Consider the following 22745-nt stretch of genomic DNA (forward strand, 5'->3'; position numbering starts at 1 on the left):
TTAGGTATAACCCAATAATTTTAGTGTTTGTCTGGAGTTTTGTTCTTCTCCGAACACCTCGTACTGAATCGTTTCGTCTTTGTTCTTTTTAATTAACACATGCTTAGGACTTGGTAGGAGACAATGATGTACTCCGCCATACCCTGAAAGTACCTCTTGATACGCTCCGGTATGAAAAAATCCAACGTACTGCATCTTTCTGGTTTTGGGCATAAATATGTTATTAACGTGCGCCTCCTGGTTGTAATAATCCATTCCGTCGCAAGTTATCCCACCCATATTTACCTTTTCATAGGTATGATTCCAATTGTTTACTGGAAGTAAAATATATCTCTGATTTAAAGCCCAGATATCAGGAAGGTCGGTAATAAAAGATCCATCTAACATGAACCATTTTTCCCTGTCGTTTTGTTGTTTTCTTCCCAACACCTTATACAACACCCCAGAGGCCTCGGCCACGGTATATTTTCCGAATTCCGTAACCAAATCAGGTTCGTGAACCCCATGTTCAGCACAAATTTCTTTGATACGCTTTACAATTTCATCTACCATGTATTCGTAGTCGAAATCGAAACTAAGAGAGTTTTTAAATGGAAATCCACCACCTATATCTAACATGCATAGGTCGGGGTTTATTTTTTTGAACTCGCAATACAGCGTAACGTGCTTTTCTAATTCATTCCAATAATATGGAGTATCGGTAATCCCAGAATTGATAAAAAAGTGAAGCAGCTTTACTTTAAAGTTCTTATGTGGACGAATGCGTTCTTGCCAAAACGGAATAATATCCTCACTTCTAATTCCCAGTCGGCTGGTATAAAATTGAGAATCTGGCTGCTCTTCTGCAGCTATTCGCATACCAAGCGTTACCGGCTGGTCTAGCTCATCATCGTAAAACAAAAACTCCTCTTTATTATCTAAAACGGGAATAATATTGGTAAAACCTTCGCGGATAGAGTCCACAATATATTGCTTATACGACTGCCTCTTAAACCCGTTGCATATTACAAGAATATTCTTGTCGATTTTCCCTTGCTTTTCAAGGTGATGTATAATGGGAATATCAAATGCCGACGAGGTCTCTATGTGAATATCATTCTTAAGTGCTTCTTCTAAAACAAACTTAAAATGAGAGCTTTTGGTGCAATAACAATATTGGTAAGTACCGCGATATTGGTTTTTTAACATTGCACGTTGGAACCATATTTTACACTGCTGTATATTTCGCGAAATAATGGGCAAGTAGGTAAACTTAAGCGGGGTTCCATAAGTCTCTATCATCTCCATGAGATTTAAGTCGTGGAAATACAATTCGTTATCCACAACGTTAAATCCCTCTTGAGGAAATCCAACGCTCAGGTCTAAGAATTCAGAGTAACTTTGCATTTTTGCTACCGATTTTTTGCAACTGCAAATAGAGCAGTTTTCTTGCTATAAACAACAAAGAACACAATAATGCGAAAATTAAAAATAATAGAAGTGCCATGCGACCTAGGAGCGGGCACACGAGGTGCAAGTCTTGGAGTAGATGCCCTGAGACTAGAAGCGGTTGAGCAAGCTTGTAGTTCTTACCTAGAAACTGAATACGAAAGGGTTACAGCTGATAACACCATGCTAAACCAGCCGGACCCTACTCCAAATGCCCATTACCTAAAGGGGATTGTTAAATTTTACGAGCACGCTTGCGAAGCCATATCTAAAACTCTGGATTCGGGGAAATTCCCGCTTATTATTGCTGGAGACCATTCTACTGCAGGAGGAAGTATTGCCGGAATAAAAAAGCATATTGGAGAAAAGAGACTAGGGGTAATTTGGGTGGATGCACATGCCGATATTCATAGTCCCTATACAACTCCTAGTGGAAATGTACATGGGATGCCTTTGGGCGCCGCCTTACACTTCGACAATAAAGAACAGCAAATTAACGACCTCAACCCCGAGGAAACCACCCAGTGGGAAAAGCTTAAAAACGTTGGTGGCAAACAACCTAAAATAAAGGCTGACGATATCATTTACATGGGGGTTAGAGACACCGAAGAGCAAGAAGATATCATCGTAGAGAAATTGTCTATACCTAATTTAACAGTTAGTGGCTGTAGAAAAATTGGGATTGAAAACAGCGCTAAAACTGCATTGGATAAATTGTCTCATTGCGACGCAATCTATATTTCTTTTGATGTGGACAGCATGGACCCTTCTGTTTCGATGGGAACTGGGACTCCCGTAAAAAATGGATACACTAAGGACGAAGCCACTACTTTGTTAAAAACACTCTTAAACAGCCCTAAAGTTTGTGCCTTAGAGATCGTTGAAATAAACCCAATGTTAGATAACGAGAACAAAATGGCCAAAGCCTCATTAGATATTCTGAGAGGACTTTTTTCGTGGAATTAATTTGAAGCGCTATTAATTGAGATAATGATTCTTATTTTTGGCGCCCGAAATAGACAAGAATGAATTTAGAAGGAATAATTGCAATTGCCGGTAAACCTGGTTTATATAAAATAGTAAGTAGATCAATGAAGGGACTTCTTGTGGAGTCTTTAATTGATGGGAAAAGAATTCCAGCCCTTGCCACACACAAAATCAGTGCTTTAGAAGATATATCCATGTACACGTACGAAGAGGATGTGCCTCTAAAAGAGATTTTCCCAAAAATCTATGAAGTGCAAGGAGGAAAAAAAGTAGAAAATCCAAAGGCCTCCAATGAGGAGCTTGAAGGGTTATTCGAGAAGGTTTTGCCAGATTTTGACAGAGAACGAGTTTACGCCTCGGATCTAAAAAAGTTATTTGCTTGGTACAACCTCCTTCACGAAAACGATTACTTCGAAGAGGTTTCTGCTCCAACTGAGGATGCTGAAATTATTGAAGAAAGCGACGATACAGAAGACAAAAAATAATCAAAAAGGAGGTTCGCCTCCTTTTTTTGTACCCAAAGATATGGAAGTTGTAGAAAGAAAAACAAGAAGATTTCTTCCACTAGACTTAAAAATTGAAAAGTGGGAAGATATTGCTCCTTTTCTTGAGCAGTTAGAAGAGCGTGTTATTGAAAATGCTGCAGATTTAGAAAATTTCATTTTCGACTTGAGCGAGGTTGAAGCCGTTTTAGAAGAAGCAGGAGCTTGGAGATATATTCGCATGACATGCGACACGGCCAACAAGGAATACGTTGATAATTACACCTACTTCATCAACGAAATTCAACCGAAAATAGCCCCAATTGGAGATAGACTTAACAAAAAAATCCAAGCTGCACCGGGAAAAGAAAGGTTACCAGAAAGCTTACTTTACAAAAATTACTTCCGAAATATCGCCAAGGATATAGAGATATACCGCGAGGAAAACATTGCCCTTTTCACCGAAATCTCCAATCTATCAAAAGAATTTGGCGCCATAAGCGGAGCCATGACCGTGGAGTGGGATGGCAAAGAGCTTACCATGCAGCAAGCAGGTAAGTTGCTGAAGAAGACAGACCGAAAAATTAGAGAAGAAGCCTACTTTAAAATCCAAGAAAGAAGATTTGAGGATAGGGAAAAACTTGATGGCCTATTTGACAAACTGGTGAGCAAACGCCAGAAAGTAGCAGAAAATGCAGGCTTCGAAAACTTCAGGGACTATAAATTCAAATCCATGGGCAGGTTTGATTATGGTGTAGAAGACTGCAAAAGCTTCCACGAAAGCGTGAAAAAGCATATTGTTCCATTAGTAGGGAAAATGCTAGAAGAGCGCAGGGAAAAGCTAGGTGTATCAAGTCTAAAGCCATGGGATTTAGCTGTAGATCCAATTGGAAAAGAGCCTCTCACCCCATTTACGGATGGAAAAGAACTACTCGAAAAATCGGTTAATGTTTTTGCGAAAATTGATCCATATTTCTCGGATTGCCTCAAAATAATGGATAAGATGGGGCATTTGGATTTGGAGTCGCGAAAAGGAAAAGCTCCAGGAGGATACAATTACCCCCTTTATGAAATAGGTGTTCCATTTATCTTTATGAACGCCGCTGGTACACATAGTGATGTAATTACCATGATGCACGAGGGAGGACATGCGGTACATTCTTTTCTAACAAAAGATTTCAAAGTAACTGGATTTAAAAGCTTCCCATCTGAAGTTGCAGAGCTTGCCAGTATGAGCACCGAGCTTATTAGTATGGTTGCCGGTTGGGAAGATTTTTACCCGAATTCTGATGACCTCCAACGAGCCATAGCAGATCAGCTGGAGCGTGTATTAGACGTATTACCATGGGTAGCAACCATCGATAAATTCCAGCACTGGATTTACGAGAACCCACAACATTCTGAAAAGGATAGAAACAAAGCCTGGATTGAGATATTTAAAGAATTCCACCCCGATGTAGTAGACTACAGTGGCTGCGAAAAATACCTCGAAAAAATGTGGCAGAAACAAATGCACCTTTTCGAAGTTCCCTTCTACTACATAGAATATGGGTTTGCGCAGTTGGGAGCAATAGCGGTTTGGATGAACTATGAAAAAAATCCATCGGAAACGCTTGAGAAATTTAAAAAAGCATTAAGCCTAGGTTACACCAAGACCATCCCAGAGATATACAAAACCGCAGGAATTAGGTTCGACTTTAGCCCAAATTATATAAAGGAATTGGCAAGCTTTGTCGAATCCAAAATGCAGTAAATAAGAAAGGTCACTTTAGGGTGACCTTTTTTTTACCCAATAATAATCTTTAGCTCGTTTTTGGTTAAAGCGTAATCTGTTGTTTTCAGTCATAATTTCAAATGGCAAATTATGACGACAACTTCATTTCCAATTTCCCTAAACCGCAATAGGTTAGAACCTAACAACATCTTTTCCTTTGCGCTGCTAATTCCTGGATTAGTTTTTCTTTTTGAAGTCTTCTATGGATTTATCCTGGAAAATTTAATCATCCTTGCCTGTTCGCTTCGGACCCTAAGTCATCTATTATCAGTTGTATCCGAAAGGCTTCAGAAAAGATTTACCGAAAAAGGTTGCAATCCAAATTACCCCCTTGGCTATGGTAAATTATCCAACCTATTCGATTTTTCAGCAGGAATTAGCATGCTGTTTATCTGTTTTATTGTGGGATACTACTCCATCAACCAGGTACTGTTCCCCGAAGTTCACACCATAGAGTTTCTTATGGAGATTGCACTCTTGGATGTCTGTACCAACTTTATTTCCTTATTATTTCTTCAAGGAACAAAGAATACTCAATCTCAAAAAAAGAACCTTGGAACGCACTTTTTGGCAAACGCCTTACTTTCTACCTTATTAATATTGGTTGTTGGAATCATTTGGGCCACCCAGCTATATTTTTTCTCTGGTATTTTGGGGTTAATAATAACTGCCGTAGTTGCCCGCTGGAGTTTTGGAACCATTTGGATTTCGGGAGGATTACTGTTAGACCTCTGTCCAAATAAGAATTTGCCTAAAAAAATCAGGACAGATTTATATAATAAGTTCGATACCATAGTGGCGGTGGATAAAATCCAGGTATGGCAAATTGCCGAGAAAAAGAATGCGGCGATTATCCGCCTAAAGCTCTACCCCGGAGAAATCTATGAATATCGATTCCTAAAAAGAGAAATTACCAACCGAGTTCAGCGCAAATTCCAAATTGAAATGGTTGCTGTTGAGTTCGACTGGTAATTCTATAGACTAAAAGTACAGGCTAAGTCCCGTCCCGATTGATATTTCTGAAATTTTAATTTCCTTATTTAAGCCCCCGCTATATGGAAAAAAGTTTTCTCTGTAAGAAGCGTAGGTCCCAAAGAAATCAAGGCTGGTATTCTTATTCAACCTTAGTCCTATCCCACCGGTATAGAACATTCTCGGTTTGTATCTGCTTAGCAATGCATCGGTTTTGTTAGCAAATGGTTGACTTTGGTAATTAATTCCTGCACGTAATGCCACATTGGAAATTTTGATTTCCGCTCCCGCCCTAATGCTTATTAGATCAACATAATTCTGAGCTATATCTACGTTTTCGCTGTTAAAGAAAGATTTATCGGCATCAAAGGCACCATCGCCGGGATCGTAATAACCCAAAAAGGCATTTTGAAGTCTTGTTTTTTCGGCCTCAATAGAGAATACCCCTGCTTTTGGAAGCACTACTGCTACCCCTCCTCCATAACGCGAAGGTAATCTCAGTAGGTATTCGAATTCAAAACCATCATTGATTCGGTAACCCGAATTATCTTCGAAACCTGACTCCAACCTAGCGGTATAGGTCGTTAATAAACGGTAATGCCTTGGAGCATGATAAAATGCACTTACCCTGATATTTTTATTAACCCGGTAAATTGCCCCCAACTTAAATAGCAAAGCACTTCCAGATCGAATAAGATCATCTCTAAACTCCACCTTTTCTAAGGTATCATTAAAGGACTCTATGTTTTGCATTTCGTCCTTAATTTCCATATTCCCAACTCCTAGGTTTACTCCTAGATACAATCGGTTGTCGTAATTAGCGCTAAAATTTAAATCGTAATCTGTATTCCTACCTGCACGCTTGTAAATTACTCGTTGCTCCGAACTTCCACCCGCATAGGTATAATACGAACCCGTATTTTCATCCCATTCTAGGATATAAGTATCGTAAGCCATCGCACCGAAGAATGAATTATCAGCCAGTTCGCTGGGAGGAATGGTGCCTGCATCCGCTAAAAGAAAATCGACAAAAGAATTTGGAGCATTAACTTGGTCGCTATACTCGATGTTTCTTCCAAAGTTTTTAATGCGACTAGAGGTGAGTCCAAAATTAATGGCCTTCCACTTCGATTCTGCTACCGGAATACTAAACATCACACCCGCTGAAGGCATATTAATTTGAAATCGGGTTCCTTCTCCTCTATCTACCTGCGTTTCAAAACCTGCGATCCCAAGAGATAAATCGATTTGATGATTTACAAATACTGCTCCACCAGCTGGGTTAGTTGAAACACCTGAAATATCGCCTCCTAAAGTTGCAAAGGCTCCTCCCATTGAGGTATAACGTGCAGTTCCTACTGGTCCACTACCCGAAAAGTAGTAGGGATCAAGTACCGATTGCCCATAGGTCTCGGAAAAACCAAACAATACTATTACAAGCTGCCCTAGCAGCACCTTTAAATAATTCTTCATTGTGGGGATTTTTTAATTCATGAAAAGCTTAACCTACCTAGGTCTTGACGACCTTGATGATCTGCTTGATCTCGCAGGACTTGAAGACCTCGAACTTCCACCTGAGGGTCTCGAATAACTAGACCTTGAACTTCCGGAGGATCTAGAATAACCACTTGATCTCCCTGAATTACTACTTCGAGGTCTCGCACTAGATCCACTTCTATTTGGACTACTCGAGCGCTGGTAGGTAGACCTAGATCTCCTTTGCTGCGTCTGCGGTCTTTGCACAGACCGGGTACCACTGTTGTTATTACGAACTGTATTTGCAGGTCTATCGTTATCGTCTAAAACATTTTCAGTTCTAGGTTGATAGCTTCTCCCTCTTGGTGGAGGTGTTGGCCTGGTAGAAGGTTGCGTTCCCGAAGGAGTAGAAGGTCTAGTCATAGGGCGCTGCACCCCAGGAGAGCTGGGTTTTGTAGTTGGTCTTTGGGTTCCCGATGGGGAATTTGGTCTAGCCGTAGGACGTTGAACACCCTGGTTGCTCGGTTTACTAGGTTCGTTTTTCCTTGTAGTTCCTGATTGTGCACCCGACCTTGTTCCTCTATTATTATATGTAGGTCTATCATTGGTTGAACCACTTTTGTAGATTCCAACCGGAGCGTTAGAACGCCTACCATCATCAGATCCAAAACCACTTCTGGTACGTGGAATGGTACCGTACCTAGCCGGGTTCCTTCTTACGTTTCCCGGTCCATAAAAATCGCCATAAGCATATACGGGGGCATAATAAGGTCTCCAATAAGAGTATGGTCTCCAAGCATTCCAGCCCCATGGACTAGGGCAGAACCAAGGATCATAAGCAAAAGGAGACCAAAATGGATCCCAGAAAGGATCGTAAAAGCCCGAATTATATCCCATATAAAATGATGACCCTCCCCATGAATTAAATCCAAAACCAAAATTCCAGCCTGGATTATACATCGGGCTGAAATATCCAAAACCGGGATTCACCCTTCTAAATCGGTTAATCCTTCCAGCGTAGCTGCTGTTATAGGTGGTACCGTAATAATTATTAATGGTAGTTCCATTTTCATCTACGTATGACTCAGAATAAGTATCATCCTGAATATCATCGTAGTACACCGGTTCTTCTACAACAGGAGCTGGTTTTTTCACCACATCTGGATGAGAACTGTAGATGGGATCGACGTAACTAACACCGTTATACACTGTACAAGAATAAACTCCTGTTACAAGTGCTATCCACATCAAAAATTTTATTGTTTTCATAATGTGCTCCTTTTTATTCTACAACGTACAAACGATCAAAAAGATTTGATTTATACTACCTTTGACCACGCTAAAAGTAACAACTATTATACCAAACTTTCAATGGGCCAAAAAATAGCTACAAGATCTAAAGATTATTCTCAGTGGTACAATGATATTGTAATTAACGCAGACCTTGCCGAACACAGTGATGTACGAGGTTGCATGGTTATAAAACCATACGGATTTGGAATATGGGAAGCCATGAAGGATGCACTAGATAAAATGTTTAAGGAAACAGGACACGTTAATGCATACTTCCCACTGTTTATTCCTAAATCCTACCTAAGCAAAGAGGCCAACCACGTTGAGGGCTTTGCCAAAGAATGTGCTGTTGTTACCCATTACCGTCTAAAAAACGATCCAGATGGAAAGGGTGTAATTGTTGATCCAGATGCAAAATTGGAGGAAGAGCTTATCGTAAGGCCTACTTCTGAAACTATAATTTGGAACACCTATAAGAAATGGATCCGCTCTTACCGTAATCTTCCCATCCTGGTTAATCAATGGGCGAATGTGGTACGCTGGGAAATGAGAACCCGCTTATTTTTGAGAACTGCGGAATTCTTATGGCAAGAAGGACACACTGCACACGCAACTAAAGAAGAAGCCATTGAGGAGACTGAGCGCATGTTGGATGTGTACGCCACCTTTGCGGAGGAATTTATGGCCATGCCTGTAATTAAAGGAATCAAGTCTGAGTCGGAGCGCTTCGCAGGTGCCTTGGAAACATATTGTATAGAAGCTCTTATGCAGGATGGAAAAGCGTTACAAGCCGGCACCTCACATTTCTTAGGGCAAAACTTCGCAAAAGCATTTGATGTAAAATACGCTACCAAAGAAGGTGGCCAGGAATATGTTTGGGCTACGAGCTGGGGTGTATCTACCAGATTAATGGGGGCATTAATAATGATGCACTCAGATGATAATGGTTTAATCGTACCTCCAAAACTAGCTCCTCAGCAGGTAGTAATGGTGCCTATATATAAATCGGAAGAGCAACTTAATGGTGTAGCCGAGGTTGCTGATAAACTCAAAGAAGAGTTTAAGGCGAAAGGCATTTCATTTAGTTTCGATGACGATGATACTAAAAAGCCAGGTTGGAAATTTGCTGAGTACGAGTTAAAAGGAGTTCCTGTGCGTATTGCTATGGGGCCTAGAGACCTTGAAAATGGCACTGTGGAAATTGCAAGAAGAGATACAGGAGAGAAAAACCTTGTTCCATTGGCAGAAGTTGCCAACCACGTTGAGTACTTGTTAGAGGAAATCCAAAAGAATCTCTACACAAAAGCAAAAGAAAGATTAGACAACTCCATAACCGAGGTTAATAGTTGGGATGAGTTTAAAGAGCAAATTGAAAAGGGTGGATTTATATCTGCGCATTGGGATGGAACTGCAGAAACCGAGCAGAAGATCAAAGAAGCTACCAAAGCGACGATAAGATGCATCCCATTAGAAAAAAAATTAGAGGACGGAAACTGTGTATTGACGGGGGCTCCAAGCAAGTTTAGAGTACTTTTTGCAAGGGCCTACTAATTTTTTTTTCAATTTTTTGTTGTAGAATCAGAAAAGCGCGTATATTTGCCACCGATTTGAACAACGGCCCGTTCGTCTAGGGGTTAGGACGCCAGGTTTTCATCCTGGAAACAGGGGTTCGATTCCCCTACGGGCTACTAAAGAACAAGAGAGAAAAGAAGAGATGGCAAATCACAAGTCTGCATTAAAAAGAATCCGTTCTTCTGAGAAGAAAAGATTAGAGAACAAGTACTACCACAAGACTGCTAGAAACGCAGTTCGTGCTTTACGTGCTTTGACAGACAAAGCTGAAGCTGAAAAGCAATTGCCACTAGTTAGTTCTATGTTGGATAAGTTGGCTAAGAAAAACATTATCCACGACAACAAAGCATCTAACTTGAAGTCGAAACTTACTCTACACGTAAACTCACTTTAAGAGTTACAGTTCTAAAGAATGTTTGAAAAGCGATCCAAAATTGGGTCGCTTTTTTTATTTTGTAGGATATTGAAAATCCTACCATGACTACCACCACTTCTATTAAAGCGTGGGCTACAGACGACAAACCACGTGAAAAGCTATTACAACAGGGTTCTAAATCCCTTTCCAACGCAGAAATTCTTGCCATCCTACTTGGTTCGGGAACCCGGAGTAAAAGCGCTCTAGATTTAGCACGAGAAATTCTTAACGCCTGCGACAATAATGTCGATCGCCTAGCCTCCCTTAGCACAAAGGATTTCCTTAAATTTAAAGGCATCGGAACCGCAAAAGCCGTAACCATAGCTGCATGTATTGAGCTAAGCAGAAGAAGGACCTTTCCTGCCAAAAAAAGCAAAGATCGCATTGCCTCTAGCAAAATGGCCTTTGATCTACTTTGTCCCAGCTATTTAGATTTACCCCATGAGGAATTTCATGTATTACTCCTCAATAGGGCTAATAGCGTGATAGAACAATTTAAAATAAGTAGTGGCGGTATTTCGGGCACCGTGGTAGATGTAAGACTCATCTTAAAGCCAGCCATACAGGTTCTGGCTAGCGGTGTTATTATAAGTCATAACCATCCATCAGGCAATCTAAAACCAAGTTCCAACGACATGGCTTTGACCGAAAAAGTAAAAAAGGCCCTGAAATTGGTAGATATTACCCTTTTGGATCACCTCATTATTTCCAATGACCAATATTTGAGTTTTGCAGATGAAAATCTATTGTAGTTCCCAATAATGCTTTGGATAACTTGTATATTTCAGAAAAAACCTCTGTATGGTAGAAATTCTTGGAGAAAAGCACAGCATCCTTAATCAGTACCTATACGAATTACGCAGTTCCACAATTCAAAAGGACAGACTTAGATTCCGCGAAAACCTAAAGAGAGTAGGAAGCTTAATGGCTTATGAAATTTCTAAAACTACCGACTACAAAAAGGTGGAAGTTGAGACCCCTTTAGGGATTACCGAGGTTCAAGTTCCAGAAAACTGGCCGATTATTACTACAATTTTAAGAGCAGGCCTACCATTACACGAAGGACTATTAAGTGTTTTTGATAAAGCAGACTCAGGATTTATCTCTGCCTATAGAAACCCTTCTAAAAATGATGATGGTTTTGAGGTTGAAGTGGAATACCTTAGCTGCCCAGATCTAGAAGGAAAAGAACTTATACTCTGCGATACGATGCTTGCTACTGGGACATCAATTACCAAAGTTTATCGCGCTTTAAGAGAATTGGGAACTCCTTCTAAAATACACGTAGTAGCGGTAATTGCTAGTAAGGAGGGATTAGAGTTTGCTCAAGAACATTTTCCCGCAAAAACCAATTTTTGGCTGGGCGCCGTTGATGAAGAAATGACTGCAAATTCGTTTATTGTACCCGGTTTAGGTGATGCAGGAGACTTGGCCTTTGGCTACAAGGATTAAAAAATATTGATGGAGAAGATTGGAGGGATGATCCTACTATGGTTCTTAGTAGGTGCAAAATTTGTTTTAGGACCTGGAAGTGCTTTGGCTTTGGGTTTATCGAAGCTGGAGTCTGTACTTTTCGTTTTCGGAGCTTCGAGTTTCTGGTGCTTGGTTTTGTTCTATGCTGGCACTAGAATTCAAAAATTCTTTAGAGAGAAATTCCCCAGCAAGAAAAAGAAACCTGTGTTCACCAAGAAAAACAGGAAAATTGTGAGTCTAAAAAACAAATTTGGAGCATGGGGAATTGCAGCACTCATCCCAATTATTTCTATTCCGATTTCTGCACTACTGGCATCTAAGTACTTTAAACACGACAAGTACATTTGGATAAAATACATTGTAGTTTGTGCCTTTTGGACGGTTGTACTCACCTACTTTTCAGAACCCATAGTAAACGGACTTAAATCGCTTTGGACTTAAAAAGGCACCTATTTTTTGATCTCGATCGTACGCTTTGGGATTTTGACAGCAATAGCAAAGAAACCCTTGCCAGTATTGTTGTTGAATTTAAATTGGAAGAACATTTTGGGATTTCGTTTGATCCATTTTATAAATACTACGAAAAAATTAATCGTAGTTATTGGGCAAAATATGCCGCGGGTGAAATAGAAAGGGAATCACTGCGAGTAGATAGATTTTATAATACCTTGAGATCTTTTGGCTTGGAAAACGAAAATCTCGCTAAGCAAATAAGCACCTATTACCTGGGTGAATGTCCCAAGAAAAAAAATCTTATTCCCAATGCTTTATCAGTTCTTGACTCGTTAGCAAAGGATTTTCCACTTCACATAATTACCAATGGCTTTACGGCTACCCAAAAAATAAAGCTTAAAGAAAGTGGTTTACAAGACTATTTTCAGAACATGGTGACTAGCGATATGGCTAATGCCCAAAAGCCTTCGAGTAAAATATTTGAAATGGCATGGAACCTTGCGGGCTCCCCAGATAAGGAAAACTGTTTCTATATCGGAGACGACTGGAATGCCGACGTTAGGGGAGCAAAACAATTTGGTTTTACTCCAATTTGGTTTTCTACCGAATACCGAAAAACCAGGGTAAAACAGGTGTCCGACCTTAATGATATTATCCCTCTAGTCAGAGAATAAATCTGAACTTACTTTAACCGTGCGATAGGTGTTTCAGATCCTACGGTTTTATCCTCCAGGTTAACCAAAATTTCGGCGTCGGTTGGTAGAAAAATATCGATCCTAGATCCAAATTTTATAAAACCGAACTGGTCACCACCAGAAAAATATTCACCAACATTAGAATAAGTAATAATTCTTCTAGCCACTGCACCAGCTATCTGGCGCATAATAATTTCTACCCCAGATTTAGTCTTAAACCCTACAGTACTTCTCTCGTTTTCTGTTGATGACTTAGGATGCCATGCCACCAAAAATTTACCCGGATGATACTTGGTGTACGATACTTCTCCTGCAATTGGGTAATAATTTACATGCACGTTTAGCGGAGACATAAAGATTGAAACCTGGGTTCTTTTTTCCTTTAGGTGCTCATTTTCTTCAACGTCCTCAATAACTACAACCTTACCGTCAGCTGGAGCATATATTACCCCTTCTTCATTTGGGCACGAGCGCTTGGGAACCCTGAAAAATCTAAAAATTAATACCACAAAAATTATTAGGGCCAATTCAAGAATGGCAAAAAGCCAAATACTTATCGAAGCCAAGCCAAAATAAAATCCTGCCGATAATAAAATCGTAAGGATGGTAGTAATTACAAGGATCTTAGTTCCTTCTTTATGTAGTTTCATCTAAAAGGTAATTTTCTGAAGTAATAGTAAATATGCAAATACAGCAGGTATTACAAATAGAATAGAATCTATTCTATCTAAAATTCCACCATGACCAGGTAGGATATTTCCAGAATCCTTAACGCCAGCATGGCGTTTTAATGCCGATTCAAAGAAATCTCCAATCGTAGCGAACAATGAAATTAGCCCTCCAAATATAAGGCCCTCACCTATAGTAAGGATGCTAAAATTTAATCCAGCTATATAACCAACAACCAAAGAAGCGACAAAACCACCAGCAAATCCTTCCCAAGATTTACCTGGAGAGACTGCAGGCCAAATTTTATGCTTACCCAATGCAGACCCTGACAAATAGGCGAAAGTATCATTAGCCCAAATTGTAATGAAAACATAAAGGATTAATAGTCCTGAATGGGAAATCTCTAGTTGAGAATATAATGGTACAAATAACGATACAGGGAAGACAATGTACAGAAATAGGAAAGACTGTTTACTTGCCCATTGAGCTCCAGATTCAGCCTTGGTAAGTAAGATTACTCCATAAAAAAATGGAAGCAATATCATCCACAATTCGGATGGCACATTGAGCTCTAGCAGTCGGTTTAGCACAAGAAAATTGTACAAAATCAACCCTGGAACAATCAAAATAGCTTTGGGGCCATTGAATTTAACCAAATCCCCCCCCTCTTTTATTGCAAAGAAAAGCAAAAGGCCACCAAGGATGTATAACCCATACGCTCCCGTTAAGACAGAACCAACAACAAGTGCAACATACAAGGCACCACTTAGAGCACGGGTAATAAGTTTCGACAAAATGGGCTTATTTATCCAATAAGCCGACAAAGTTAATTTTTGCCTTCAATTGGAATAAAAAAAATCCGGCCTGAGCCGGATTTTTAAAAGAATTATTGATCTGTGGATGTATTATCATCCTTTGGCACTGGGGCCGCACTTTCTTCTTCTGGATTATCTTTAGATTTTCCAGCAATTTTATCTCCCTGCTGATCCACAGCTACTACCTTTTCACCATTAATATCCGCATCATCCTGCGATGATTGCCAAGGTCGTTTTCCAAAAATCTCCTCCAAATCTTCCTTAAAGATTACTTCTTTCTCCAACAGCTTTTTAGCGAGCTTTTCTAATTCTGCTTGATGCTTGGAAAGTAAATCCTTTGCTCTTTTATATTGGCCTTCGATTATTTCGTGCACCTCGTGGTCCATAACCCGTGCCGTTTCCTCTGAATAAGGCTTTTGGAACTGATATTCTTGCTGACGGTCGTAGAATGAAATATTTCCAATTTTATCATTCAATCCATAAATCTTAACCATTGCATAGGCCTGTTTCGTCACCTTTTCAAGGTCGGAAAGTGCTCCCGTAGAGATTTCTCCAAAAACAATATCCTCTGCAGCTCTACCTCCAAGCGCAGCGGCCATTTCATCCAAAATTTGTGCACGTGTGGTTATCTGTCTCTCCTCTGGAAGATACCAAGCCGCACCTAAACTTTGTCCCCTAGGAACAATAGTAACCTTAACCAAAGGTGATGCATGCTCTAATAACCAACTCACGGTAGCGTGACCTGCCTCATGAAAGGCTATAGTTTCCTTCTCCTTAGGGGTAATGATTTTATTTTTCTTCTCTAAACCACCAATAATTCTATCTACGGCATCCAGGAAATCTTGTTTATCAACAAGCTTTTTGTTTCGTCTTGCTCCAATTAAAGCAGCTTCGTTACATACATTGGCAATATCCGCACCTGAAAATCCAGGTGTTTGTTTTGCCAAGAAGTTTACATCCACCTCTTCAGAAACCTTAATTGGTCTTAAATGCACCTTAAAAATAGACTTCCGCTCATTTAAATCGGGCATATCAACATAGATCTGGCGATCAAAGCGTCCTGCTCTTAATAATGCTCTATCTAGTACGTCAGCCCTGTTGGTTGCGGCAAGTAATATTACCCCAGAATTTGTACCAAAACCATCCATCTCGGTTAGTAGTTGGTTAAGGGTATTTTCTCGCTCGTCGTTAGATCCCACGTTTACATTTTTTCCACGGGCTCTACCAATAGCATCGATCTCATCAATAAAAATTATACAGGGGGCTTTTTCCTTAGCCTGCTTAAACAAGTCTCTAACTCTACTTGCTCCAACTCCAACAAACATTTCAACAAAATCGGAACCAGACAAAGAGAAGAAGGGAACCTTAGCCTCTCCGGCAACGGCTTTCGCCAGTAAGGTTTTACCGGTACCCGGAGGTCCTACTAGTAATGCTCCTTTTGGAATTTTCGCTCCTAAGTCGGTATATTTTTTAGGGTTCTTAAGGAACTCTACAATTTCCTGAACCTCTTCTTTAGCCTCATCTAGTCCCGCAACATCTGCAAAGGTTACATTAGTGCTTTTACCTTTCTCAAAAACTTGAGCACGACTTTTCCCGAAGTTAAAGATTTGTCCTCCTGGACCACCTCCACCAGAAACACGGCGCATTATGATTACCCAAAACGCTATAATAATCCCAAGGAATAATAGCCATTGAATAAGGTCTTTACCCCAGTCTTCACGTGTTTGGTAATCTACAGTTTCAATTTTAGACTCTGATCTAAATCGCTCCAGCTCTTCAGATACAACATCTTTTCCAGGTGGAAGATTAAAGGTATAATGAGGTCCTGTATTCACTCCACCAATAAGTGGTGGCTTAATTTTCTTTTTGTATTTCTCTTTCTCAAGAGCCTCCTTGGTTAATGTTACCTCCGCAGTTTTCTCATTAAAAACAACCACTTTCCTAACATCTCCACTTTCAGCCATTTCTTTAAAATCGCTGTAGGTGGTATTCACCAATCCGCTAGATACATTAAATACATTTACAGCTACCAGTACTACAAGTACCACAGCGTAAATCCAATAAAAATTATATGGTTTTTTAGGTCCTTGACCTTTGCCTCCATTTTTAGGAGCCGAACCACCTAGTCTTTCCTTCACCTTCTTATATTGGTTCTTTTCAGAATCTTTATTCTTAGCCATATTAAACCTCTACTTCGTCTTCAATTTTTAAGAGTTCGCCATCCGACCACAACTCTTCAATGTTATAATGCAATCTCTTATCGCGGTGAAAAATATGCACCACCAATTCGCCATAATCCAATAGCGCCCATTCTGCATTCGCAATTCCTTCTCTGTGGATGGGTCTCAAATTTAATTCTTCCCTAGTTTCGAACTCCACAGCGTTGGCTATAGCACTAACTTGAGTATTAGAATTTCCGTGACAAACAATGAAATGATCGCAACAACGATGTTCTAATTTGGAGAGATTGATGTAAACGATATCGTTTCCTTTTACGTCTTGAATTCCCTTTATTGCCGATTGCACGATGGCAGGTAATTTTTTTATTTCTTTATCGGGCATTAATCCTTTTCTAATTTCGGGTTAAATGTAATTAATCTTGTCTAGTAAAACGTCTCCAAAGGGGTCGTACACCAAACCTTTATGAACTTTTGATAATTATCTAGGTCTTGAAAAATATTTTATTCCTTACCGAGGTTAACTCTACCAACAATTATGCTGCCAATTTGTTGAGGGAGGCTAATACGGCAGAGCCAACTGCAATAATGACATTTAATCAGGTAAGTGGCCGAGGGCAGCGTGGTAATTCGTGGCTTTGTGCGCCAAATAAGGACATGGCCTGCAGTTTTATAGCTTTTCCCAATATCCCGTCTAAATCGGCACCTATTTGGTCGATGTGGTTTAGTAACTGGGTCATTTCTTTTTTTAAAGATTTAGGAATTGAGAATGCAAAAATTAAATGGCCAAACGATATTGTGGTCGATTTCAAAAAACTCAGCGGGATTCTGATTGAAAATCAAATACAGGGAAAAAATATTTCCTCAAGTATACTCGGTATTGGAATTAATGTTAACAGTAACACCGAAGTTCCTGAGGGTGCTACAAGTCTAATTCAGCTTTTAGGAAAGGAATTTAACCTAGTTGAACTGGGAACAAAAATGACGGCTTCCCTCTTAGATTCTCTTCCTTTTTTCTCGGTAGAGAGGGAGGACCAGATAAGAAAGTTGTATTATAAAAACCTACTAGGATTTAATGGTGTACTTAGGTATAAACACCATATTATGGGAGAAATAGAGGGGAAAATAAAAGGGGTTAACGCATCCGGAATGTTAATCTTAGAATGCATAACCCCAATTCAAAAAGAAATTCTTTGCGATATTAAAGAAGTACAGCTCTTAACTAACCGTGAATAGCTTTCATTCTATCCGCAATAAAATCGAATAGATTATTCAGCGGTTTCTCAACCATCATCTTTAAAAATGGGTTTAGTTGAGCATTACAAATTTGGTACACCTCACATCCATCTGCAGTTTGATCGATGAACACATCTAGATTAAACTTGATTGCCGATTTTGGGGTACTTACCAGTTCTATTTTAGAAAACTCGGTGGTATTTTGTTTTTGTAGACCTATGTGAAAAGAACCCTGTGCCTTAAATGAACATTCATCTTCGGTACTGGTAAAAGCATCTACCCTTTCCATGGGTAGCAACTGCTCAAAATTGTTCATATCAGTCACGAACTTAAAGGCCTCTTCTGGAGTGCAGCTCAACGCTACTTTTTTACTTTCTATTGTGGTCATCTATTTCCCTTTCCAATTATCCGGGCTCATTCTCCACTCCATCAAAGTTTCCTTTTGCTCCGGTCTTATGTAATTAGTTTCTATTGCTTGATGGATAAGTGTTTCGTAGTTGCACAAGCTAAAGTATTTACACTCGTGTGCTTTAAAGTTCTTTTTGGCAAGCTCAAATCCATAATCGAAAACCGCTACCAACCCACGTACGTCCACATTTTCATCTCTCAATGCTTCAACTGCACTTAAAGAACTGTTACCTGTAGAAATCAAATCTTCGATTACGATTACTTTGGCACCTTCATGGATTTCGCCTTCAATTCTCTTCTTAGCACCATGTTCTTTGGCTTTGCTACGGATGTAAACAAACGGTAAGCCCAATTCTTGAGCAACCAAAACTCCTAAAGGAATTCCACCTGTGGCAACCCCAGCAATACAATCAGGCTGAGAAAACTCTGCCTCTATTTTTTTTACCATCTCTTGTCGAACATAGGTTCTAATACTGTGGTGAGAAAGAATTTTTCTATTGTCGCAGTAAATTGGAGATTTCCAACCGGAAGCCCAAGTAAAAGGATTTTCCGGATTTAACTGTACCGCTTTGATTTTAAGAAGAAATTCAGCTACTTTCAGCTCCGACTCGTTACCCTCTTTCATGGAGCAAATGTATAAAGTTTTCATCAATGGAAACCCTTTAGTGATAACTAACAGGGCTAGTTTATTTGAGCAAAAAAAAGCCGTAAAAAAATTGGTTTTTACCAAAAAAAGTTCTTTAGAAAATGCAATTAAGACGCATCTAACAGATAAAGATCAATTACTTTGGATTTACGCTTATGATATAGAACAATGTTGGATGATTTTCCAAGATCTATTTAAAAACATAAGTGCTGGGGGAGGATTGGTGAGGAATGAAAAAGGAGAACTTCTTTTCATCTATCGACGAAAAAAGTGGGATCTTCCTAAGGGTAAAACCGAAAAAGGGGAATCTATCTCAGAGACGGCTATACGCGAAGTTGAGGAGGAATGTGGGATAAATGTGGCCCTATCTGATTCGGAAATATTTAAAACCACTTACCATGTGTATTTTGAAAAGGGCAAACCCATTTTAAAAACCTCACATTGGTTCTTAATGGATTTATTACCAGAGAGTACCGAACCTATCCCTCAAGAGGAGGAGGAAATAGAAAAGGTTTCCTGGTTTCATCCAGAAAACCTTTCCATAGTTTATAGAAATTCGTTTTTTAACATTATCGACCTTTGCCAGCACTATTGCGAGCAAATGGAAATTAAAACGATAGGTTAAGGAAGCTTTTTGAAGGTGCCTCTTATTTCATCCAGAGAAGAGGCATAATGTCTAACCACTTTCCCATCTTTGTCTACCAAAAGGAAATGGGGAACTGATTTAATCTGATAGGTTTCTATTACCTCTGGCTGGTTTCTTGTATTAAGCTTTACAAAATTGTTGTTGGGAACCGCATTTAACGCAGTTAATTCGGCTTCTTTACTCTCTGCAACAGAAACCAATACAACGTTCATGTCCTTTTTCCAATTAGGCTGATCGGCAACCAATTGCACCATCTCATTTAGGGATGTTGTACTCCATGGCGCCCAGAAAAAATACATGGTTGGTTTACCCACAAATTTCTCAGGAGTAACCAATTCACCGTCTACGGATTTTAATTCAAAATCGGGAAGTTTAAAGCCAGGCTTTAGCCATGTTAACTGATAGCTTAAATTTTTTGCTACCCTTTTTACATCTTCGTAAATAGACCTCACCTCTATTTGGTTTACCAAATCAACGATGTTCTTTTTGTTGTATCCTTCTAGGCTGGATAACTCCTTGAGTCCTTGTAGCGCTACAAGCTCTCTTAATTTTAAATCAGCCAGATAGTCGTTCTTTTTAAGTTCCTCAAGGATTTTGTACGCTCGTGGGGCAACGTTTACAGTGATTTTTATTACCTGGTCACCGCTTAAGCGATCGGTTTCCTCTAAAATTTGACTGAAATAATCCTGAAGAAAAACGCCAAGCTCGGGGTTATTAACAACTAGCTCAGTTTCCTGTAAAAAGTATTCATAAATCTTACGCTTATCCATTCCACCATCTAACAATGCGTTTGCACAGGCGAAATGAACGTAGTTTTTACTGAAAGCATCCAGTTCTTTTACTTTTGCTGCTTGGGCTTTCCAGAAGTCGAGTAACCCTTTAAGGTAGGCGTTGGTAAAGGCAATATCCACATTTGAAGCTGCAAATTCCTCCAAGCTTCTATTGAAATTTCCAATTACAAGATTAGGGTCCTTTTCGGTAAGGTCGTAAAACACTAGATCAACCTCATTTGCTCCTGAGAACGTACGCACCACTCCCTCTGGTAGGTTGGGGAAAAACAAGCTATAATTTTGCCCTGGCATTCCATAAAAACGCCCAGAAATACGGTCTATGCTTAATATGTATTCACTGGTATTCTTACAGTCGAATTCTATGGAAAATTTCCCTAAATCATTTACCAAACCTTTGGCCACCAATTGTTTTTTACCAGAAATGGCGTCTCCCGTTTCCCATAGGTAAAACGGTTTGTTGTGATACACCGCCTCGGCAGTACCTTCTATAACTATAGTCTCGGCCTTAACAAATGTCGATAAGCATAAAAAAGTGGCAAGAATTAGATATCTCATTTCAAGTGATTAGGGTTGTGGTATGTTTATTTTTTGAGGAATAAACTGCTGAATATTCCCTTTATTCTTGTAAATCTCGCGGACTATACTGGCATTAATAGCCGCTAAATCAGGAGTAGTAAGAATAAAAATGGTTTCAATATCGGGTTCCATTGCCTGGTTCATATGGGCAATGTTTTTTTCGTAATTAAAATCCAGTGAATTTCTAAGGCCTCTTAACAGATACTTTGCTCCTATTTCTTTGCAAAAATCAACGGTAAGCTGTGAGTATTCCCGTACTTCAATCTTGGGTTCACCTTCAAAAATTTGATGAAGCCACTCCAATCGTTGTTCCTTTGGAAAAAGATAATTTTTAGTTGTGTTGACTCCCATGGCCACAACTATACGATCGAATAAGGGAAGTGCCCTTTTTATAACAGACTCATGACCCTTAGTAATGGGATCGAAGGACCCAGGAAATACAGCAATCTTTTCCATTTTAACTACGCTTTTTCAAAAATGGAAAAACTCTGGTTACCGAATTTTCGGGTTTCACAGTTCCAATCGGAGTTTTGGTTTTCCCATTCTGCTGGATGTTCCAAAATTAACTTTCCATTTGAATTTAAGCTCTCGGAAGCCAGGATATTATCCACCAATGTTTGGAACTTACTTTGAAAGGAAAACGGTGGATCTAAAAATATTATTTCAAAAACTTCGCTGTTCTTTTTTGCCCATTTAAATGCATCCTGCCTTAAAATGGTTAAAGTAGATTCCAACCCCCATTCGGTTCTATTTTTATGTAATGCCTGGAGATTATACCTATCGATCTCGAGAGAAATTACTTTCTGACATCCTCTGGATACCAGCTCAAAGGATATTGCTCCAGAACCTGCAAATAAATCGGCAGCAGAACAACTTGAAAGGTCAAATTGATTTTCTAAATAATTGAATAACCCTTCCCTTGCAAAATCGGTGGTAGGCCTAGATTGAAATCTCTTGGGTAATAGAATTTTTCTTCCTTTTAAACTTCCTCCTATGATTCGCACCTAGGTAAAAATTTAAGACTTAAGAACTCATTTTCCTCATCTACATTTGAGGTAATAGGCAAATATTTCAGCAAGGCCTCTTTATCAATTTGCTCTGGAATTTTTCCAAACAACTGGATTTTTAATGACTTTACATCATAACCCAATTTTTCGGTAACAAACAGCAAATAATAAAGAACATCCTCGGTGCTCATCAAGCTAAAGGAGTTAAAGAACTTCACTTTTCTTTGATCGACAACAATAATATCGAAATGGTTTCCACTGAAGTTAACCACCATTTGACGCTCCGAAGATTCGGGTCTACTCAAAGCAGCTGCAACCAAGCTTTGTTTCTCGTGCAATAAAACCATTCCAGGAAAATGATTATTGAGAAAATGATCTAAGGTATTGCTGATATTAAAAACGATGTAACTATCTAATATTTGAACAGGGGAGGTAATTACAGAACCCAATTCAATGGGCTTGGCTCCCGTATTTTTTATAAGGTATTCCCCTTTTTTTGCAGGATCATATAATTCTCTTGGTACTATTGTATACATCCGAGAAGAAATCCCTATGTAAACCTGATTTTGTCCAATGCGGTACCCCTCAGTAAATTTCTTTACCCGGTGGATCTGATCTACAGAAACTTGATCTTGATTGAAGGGAAGGGAGATTACTTCGCTCCAAACCTCAGCTTCGGGCAAACGCCACGAGATTTGGACCGTACTGCTAAAAAAAACGATCGATAATATCGACCGCTTTTTCGCAAATGAAT

At 39.5% G+C, this 22745-nt stretch carries 25 protein-coding genes and 1 tRNA gene; 13 read left to right on the forward strand and 13 right to left on the reverse strand.

Features of this window, described 5'->3' with window-relative positions; all coding sequences use genetic code 11:
• The gene (locus FRX97_RS04230; protein ID WP_147013721.1) at positions 1–1386 is read right to left on the reverse strand and encodes a type III PLP-dependent enzyme domain-containing protein; all 1386 of its coding nucleotides are present in this window, start codon (positions 1384–1386) and stop codon (positions 1–3) included.
• Positions 1387–1455: 69 nt separating this feature from the next.
• Between FRX97_RS04230 and rocF the strand changes: the two genes are divergently transcribed.
• From rocF to FRX97_RS04250, 4 genes are all read left to right on the forward strand, one after another.
• Complete coding sequence (rocF, locus tag FRX97_RS04235; RefSeq protein ID WP_147013723.1) at positions 1456–2394, forward strand: arginase; 939 nt, start codon at positions 1456–1458, stop codon at positions 2392–2394.
• Positions 2395–2453: 59 nt separating this feature from the next.
• The gene (locus tag FRX97_RS04240; RefSeq protein WP_147013725.1) at positions 2454–2900 is read left to right on the forward strand and encodes a DUF5606 family protein; all 447 of its coding nucleotides are present in this window, start codon (positions 2454–2456) and stop codon (positions 2898–2900) included.
• A gap of 40 nt (positions 2901–2940) precedes the next feature.
• Positions 2941–4650: a M3 family oligoendopeptidase gene (locus FRX97_RS04245; protein WP_147013727.1), complete on the forward strand. Its 1710-nt coding sequence runs from the start codon at positions 2941–2943 to the stop codon at positions 4648–4650.
• A gap of 111 nt (positions 4651–4761) precedes the next feature.
• Positions 4762–5643: a cation diffusion facilitator family transporter gene (locus FRX97_RS04250; RefSeq protein ID WP_147013729.1), complete on the forward strand. Its 882-nt coding sequence runs from the start codon at positions 4762–4764 to the stop codon at positions 5641–5643.
• A 9-nt stretch (positions 5644–5652) separates the two neighbouring features.
• Here the strand turns inward: FRX97_RS04250 and FRX97_RS04255 are convergent, their stop codons facing one another.
• Together FRX97_RS04255 and FRX97_RS04260 are read right to left on the reverse strand one after the other, a co-directional pair.
• Entirely contained in the window at positions 5653–7116 is a 1464-nt protein-coding gene (locus FRX97_RS04255; RefSeq protein ID WP_147013731.1) for an OmpP1/FadL family transporter, read from the reverse strand.
• Between the two features lie 33 nt (positions 7117–7149).
• Complete coding sequence (locus FRX97_RS04260) at positions 7150–8388, reverse strand: hypothetical protein (RefSeq protein ID WP_147013733.1); 1239 nt, start codon at positions 8386–8388, stop codon at positions 7150–7152.
• 102 nt (positions 8389–8490) lie between these two features.
• Here FRX97_RS04260 and proS point away from each other — a divergent pair, with 102 nt between their 5' ends.
• The 7 genes from proS (at position 8491) to FRX97_RS04295 (ending at position 12999) form a co-directional block, all read left to right on the forward strand.
• Positions 8491–9963: a proline--tRNA ligase gene (gene proS / locus FRX97_RS04265; RefSeq protein WP_147013735.1), complete on the forward strand. Its 1473-nt coding sequence runs from the start codon at positions 8491–8493 to the stop codon at positions 9961–9963.
• Positions 9964–10028: 65 nt separating this feature from the next.
• Positions 10029–10100 (forward strand) — tRNA-Glu (locus tag FRX97_RS04270).
• A gap of 26 nt (positions 10101–10126) precedes the next feature.
• Positions 10127–10378, forward strand: coding sequence for a 30S ribosomal protein S20 (rpsT, locus tag FRX97_RS04275; RefSeq protein ID WP_147013737.1), 252 nt, complete (start codon positions 10127–10129; stop codon positions 10376–10378).
• An 83-nt stretch (positions 10379–10461) separates the two neighbouring features.
• The gene (gene radC, locus FRX97_RS04280; RefSeq protein WP_147013739.1) at positions 10462–11151 is read left to right on the forward strand and encodes a RadC family protein; all 690 of its coding nucleotides are present in this window, start codon (positions 10462–10464) and stop codon (positions 11149–11151) included.
• Positions 11152–11200: 49 nt separating this feature from the next.
• Positions 11201–11851 carry a uracil phosphoribosyltransferase gene (gene upp / locus FRX97_RS04285; protein ID WP_147013741.1) on the forward strand — a complete coding sequence of 217 codons (651 nt, stop codon included), beginning with the start codon at positions 11201–11203 and terminating at the stop codon, positions 11849–11851.
• Positions 11852–11860: 9 nt separating this feature from the next.
• Positions 11861–12313 (forward strand): hypothetical protein, encoded by a 453-nt coding sequence (locus FRX97_RS04290; protein WP_147013743.1) that lies wholly within the window; start codon positions 11861–11863, stop codon positions 12311–12313.
• A complete protein-coding gene (locus FRX97_RS04295; RefSeq protein ID WP_170227015.1) occupies positions 12304–12999 on the forward strand; it encodes a YjjG family noncanonical pyrimidine nucleotidase in 696 nt (231 codons plus the stop codon). Before FRX97_RS04290 ends, FRX97_RS04295 begins: the two co-directional genes overlap by 10 nt.
• Positions 13000–13007: 8 nt before the next feature.
• Here FRX97_RS04295 and FRX97_RS04300 read toward each other — a convergent pair whose 3' ends face one another.
• From FRX97_RS04300 to rsfS, 4 genes are all read right to left on the reverse strand, one after another.
• Entirely contained in the window at positions 13008–13670 is a 663-nt protein-coding gene (locus FRX97_RS04300; protein ID WP_147013747.1) for a phosphatidylserine decarboxylase family protein, read from the reverse strand.
• A complete protein-coding gene (locus FRX97_RS04305) occupies positions 13671–14483 on the reverse strand; it encodes a phosphatidate cytidylyltransferase (protein WP_170227016.1) in 813 nt (270 codons plus the stop codon). It abuts the gene before it with no gap.
• 92 nt (positions 14484–14575) lie between these two features.
• Positions 14576–16684, reverse strand: a complete 2109-nt coding sequence (gene ftsH, locus FRX97_RS04310; protein ID WP_147013751.1) for an ATP-dependent zinc metalloprotease FtsH — start codon at positions 16682–16684, stop codon at positions 14576–14578.
• Between the two features lies 1 nt (position 16685).
• On the reverse strand, positions 16686–17066 hold the full coding sequence (gene rsfS, locus FRX97_RS04315) for a ribosome silencing factor (RefSeq protein ID WP_147013753.1): 381 nt from the start codon (positions 17064–17066) through the stop codon (positions 16686–16688).
• A gap of 107 nt (positions 17067–17173) precedes the next feature.
• On the opposite strand from rsfS, the gene FRX97_RS04320 reads away from it, so the two are divergent.
• A complete protein-coding gene (locus FRX97_RS04320) occupies positions 17174–17917 on the forward strand; it encodes a biotin--[acetyl-CoA-carboxylase] ligase (RefSeq protein ID WP_147013755.1) in 744 nt (247 codons plus the stop codon).
• Here the strand turns inward: FRX97_RS04320 and FRX97_RS04325 are convergent.
• Positions 17904–18305, reverse strand: a complete 402-nt coding sequence (locus FRX97_RS04325; RefSeq protein WP_147013757.1) for a hypothetical protein — start codon at positions 18303–18305, stop codon at positions 17904–17906. The genes FRX97_RS04320 and FRX97_RS04325 overlap by 14 nt on opposite strands.
• Positions 18306–18950, reverse strand: a complete 645-nt coding sequence (pyrE, locus tag FRX97_RS04330; protein ID WP_147013759.1) for an orotate phosphoribosyltransferase — start codon at positions 18948–18950, stop codon at positions 18306–18308.
• Here pyrE and FRX97_RS04335 point away from each other — a divergent pair.
• Positions 18949–19596 (forward strand): NUDIX hydrolase, encoded by a 648-nt coding sequence (locus FRX97_RS04335; RefSeq protein WP_147013761.1) that lies wholly within the window; start codon positions 18949–18951, stop codon positions 19594–19596. The two genes, pyrE and FRX97_RS04335, sit on opposite strands and share 2 nt — an antisense overlap.
• Here the strand turns inward: FRX97_RS04335 and FRX97_RS04340 are convergent.
• The 4 genes from FRX97_RS04340 to FRX97_RS04355 are packed head-to-tail and all read right to left on the reverse strand — an operon-like array spanning position 19593 to position 22674.
• On the reverse strand, positions 19593–20963 hold the full coding sequence (locus FRX97_RS04340) for a TlpA family protein disulfide reductase (protein ID WP_147013763.1): 1371 nt from the start codon (positions 20961–20963) through the stop codon (positions 19593–19595). The two genes, FRX97_RS04335 and FRX97_RS04340, sit on opposite strands and share 4 nt — an antisense overlap.
• A 9-nt stretch (positions 20964–20972) precedes the next feature.
• Entirely contained in the window at positions 20973–21440 is a 468-nt protein-coding gene (coaD, locus tag FRX97_RS04345; RefSeq protein ID WP_147013765.1) for a pantetheine-phosphate adenylyltransferase, read from the reverse strand.
• Positions 21441–21445: 5 nt separating this feature from the next.
• On the reverse strand, positions 21446–21988 hold the full coding sequence (locus FRX97_RS04350; protein ID WP_147013767.1) for an RsmD family RNA methyltransferase: 543 nt from the start codon (positions 21986–21988) through the stop codon (positions 21446–21448).
• Complete coding sequence (locus FRX97_RS04355) at positions 21976–22674, reverse strand: DUF3822 family protein (RefSeq protein ID WP_170227017.1); 699 nt, start codon at positions 22672–22674, stop codon at positions 21976–21978. The genes FRX97_RS04350 and FRX97_RS04355 overlap by 13 nt, the downstream gene beginning before the upstream one ends.
• Positions 22675–22745 lie beyond the last annotated feature (71 nt).

It is taken from the genome of Luteibaculum oceani (assembly GCF_007995015.1).
In the GTDB taxonomy this organism is placed as follows: Bacteria; Bacteroidota; Bacteroidia; order Flavobacteriales_D; family Luteibaculaceae; genus Luteibaculum; species Luteibaculum oceani.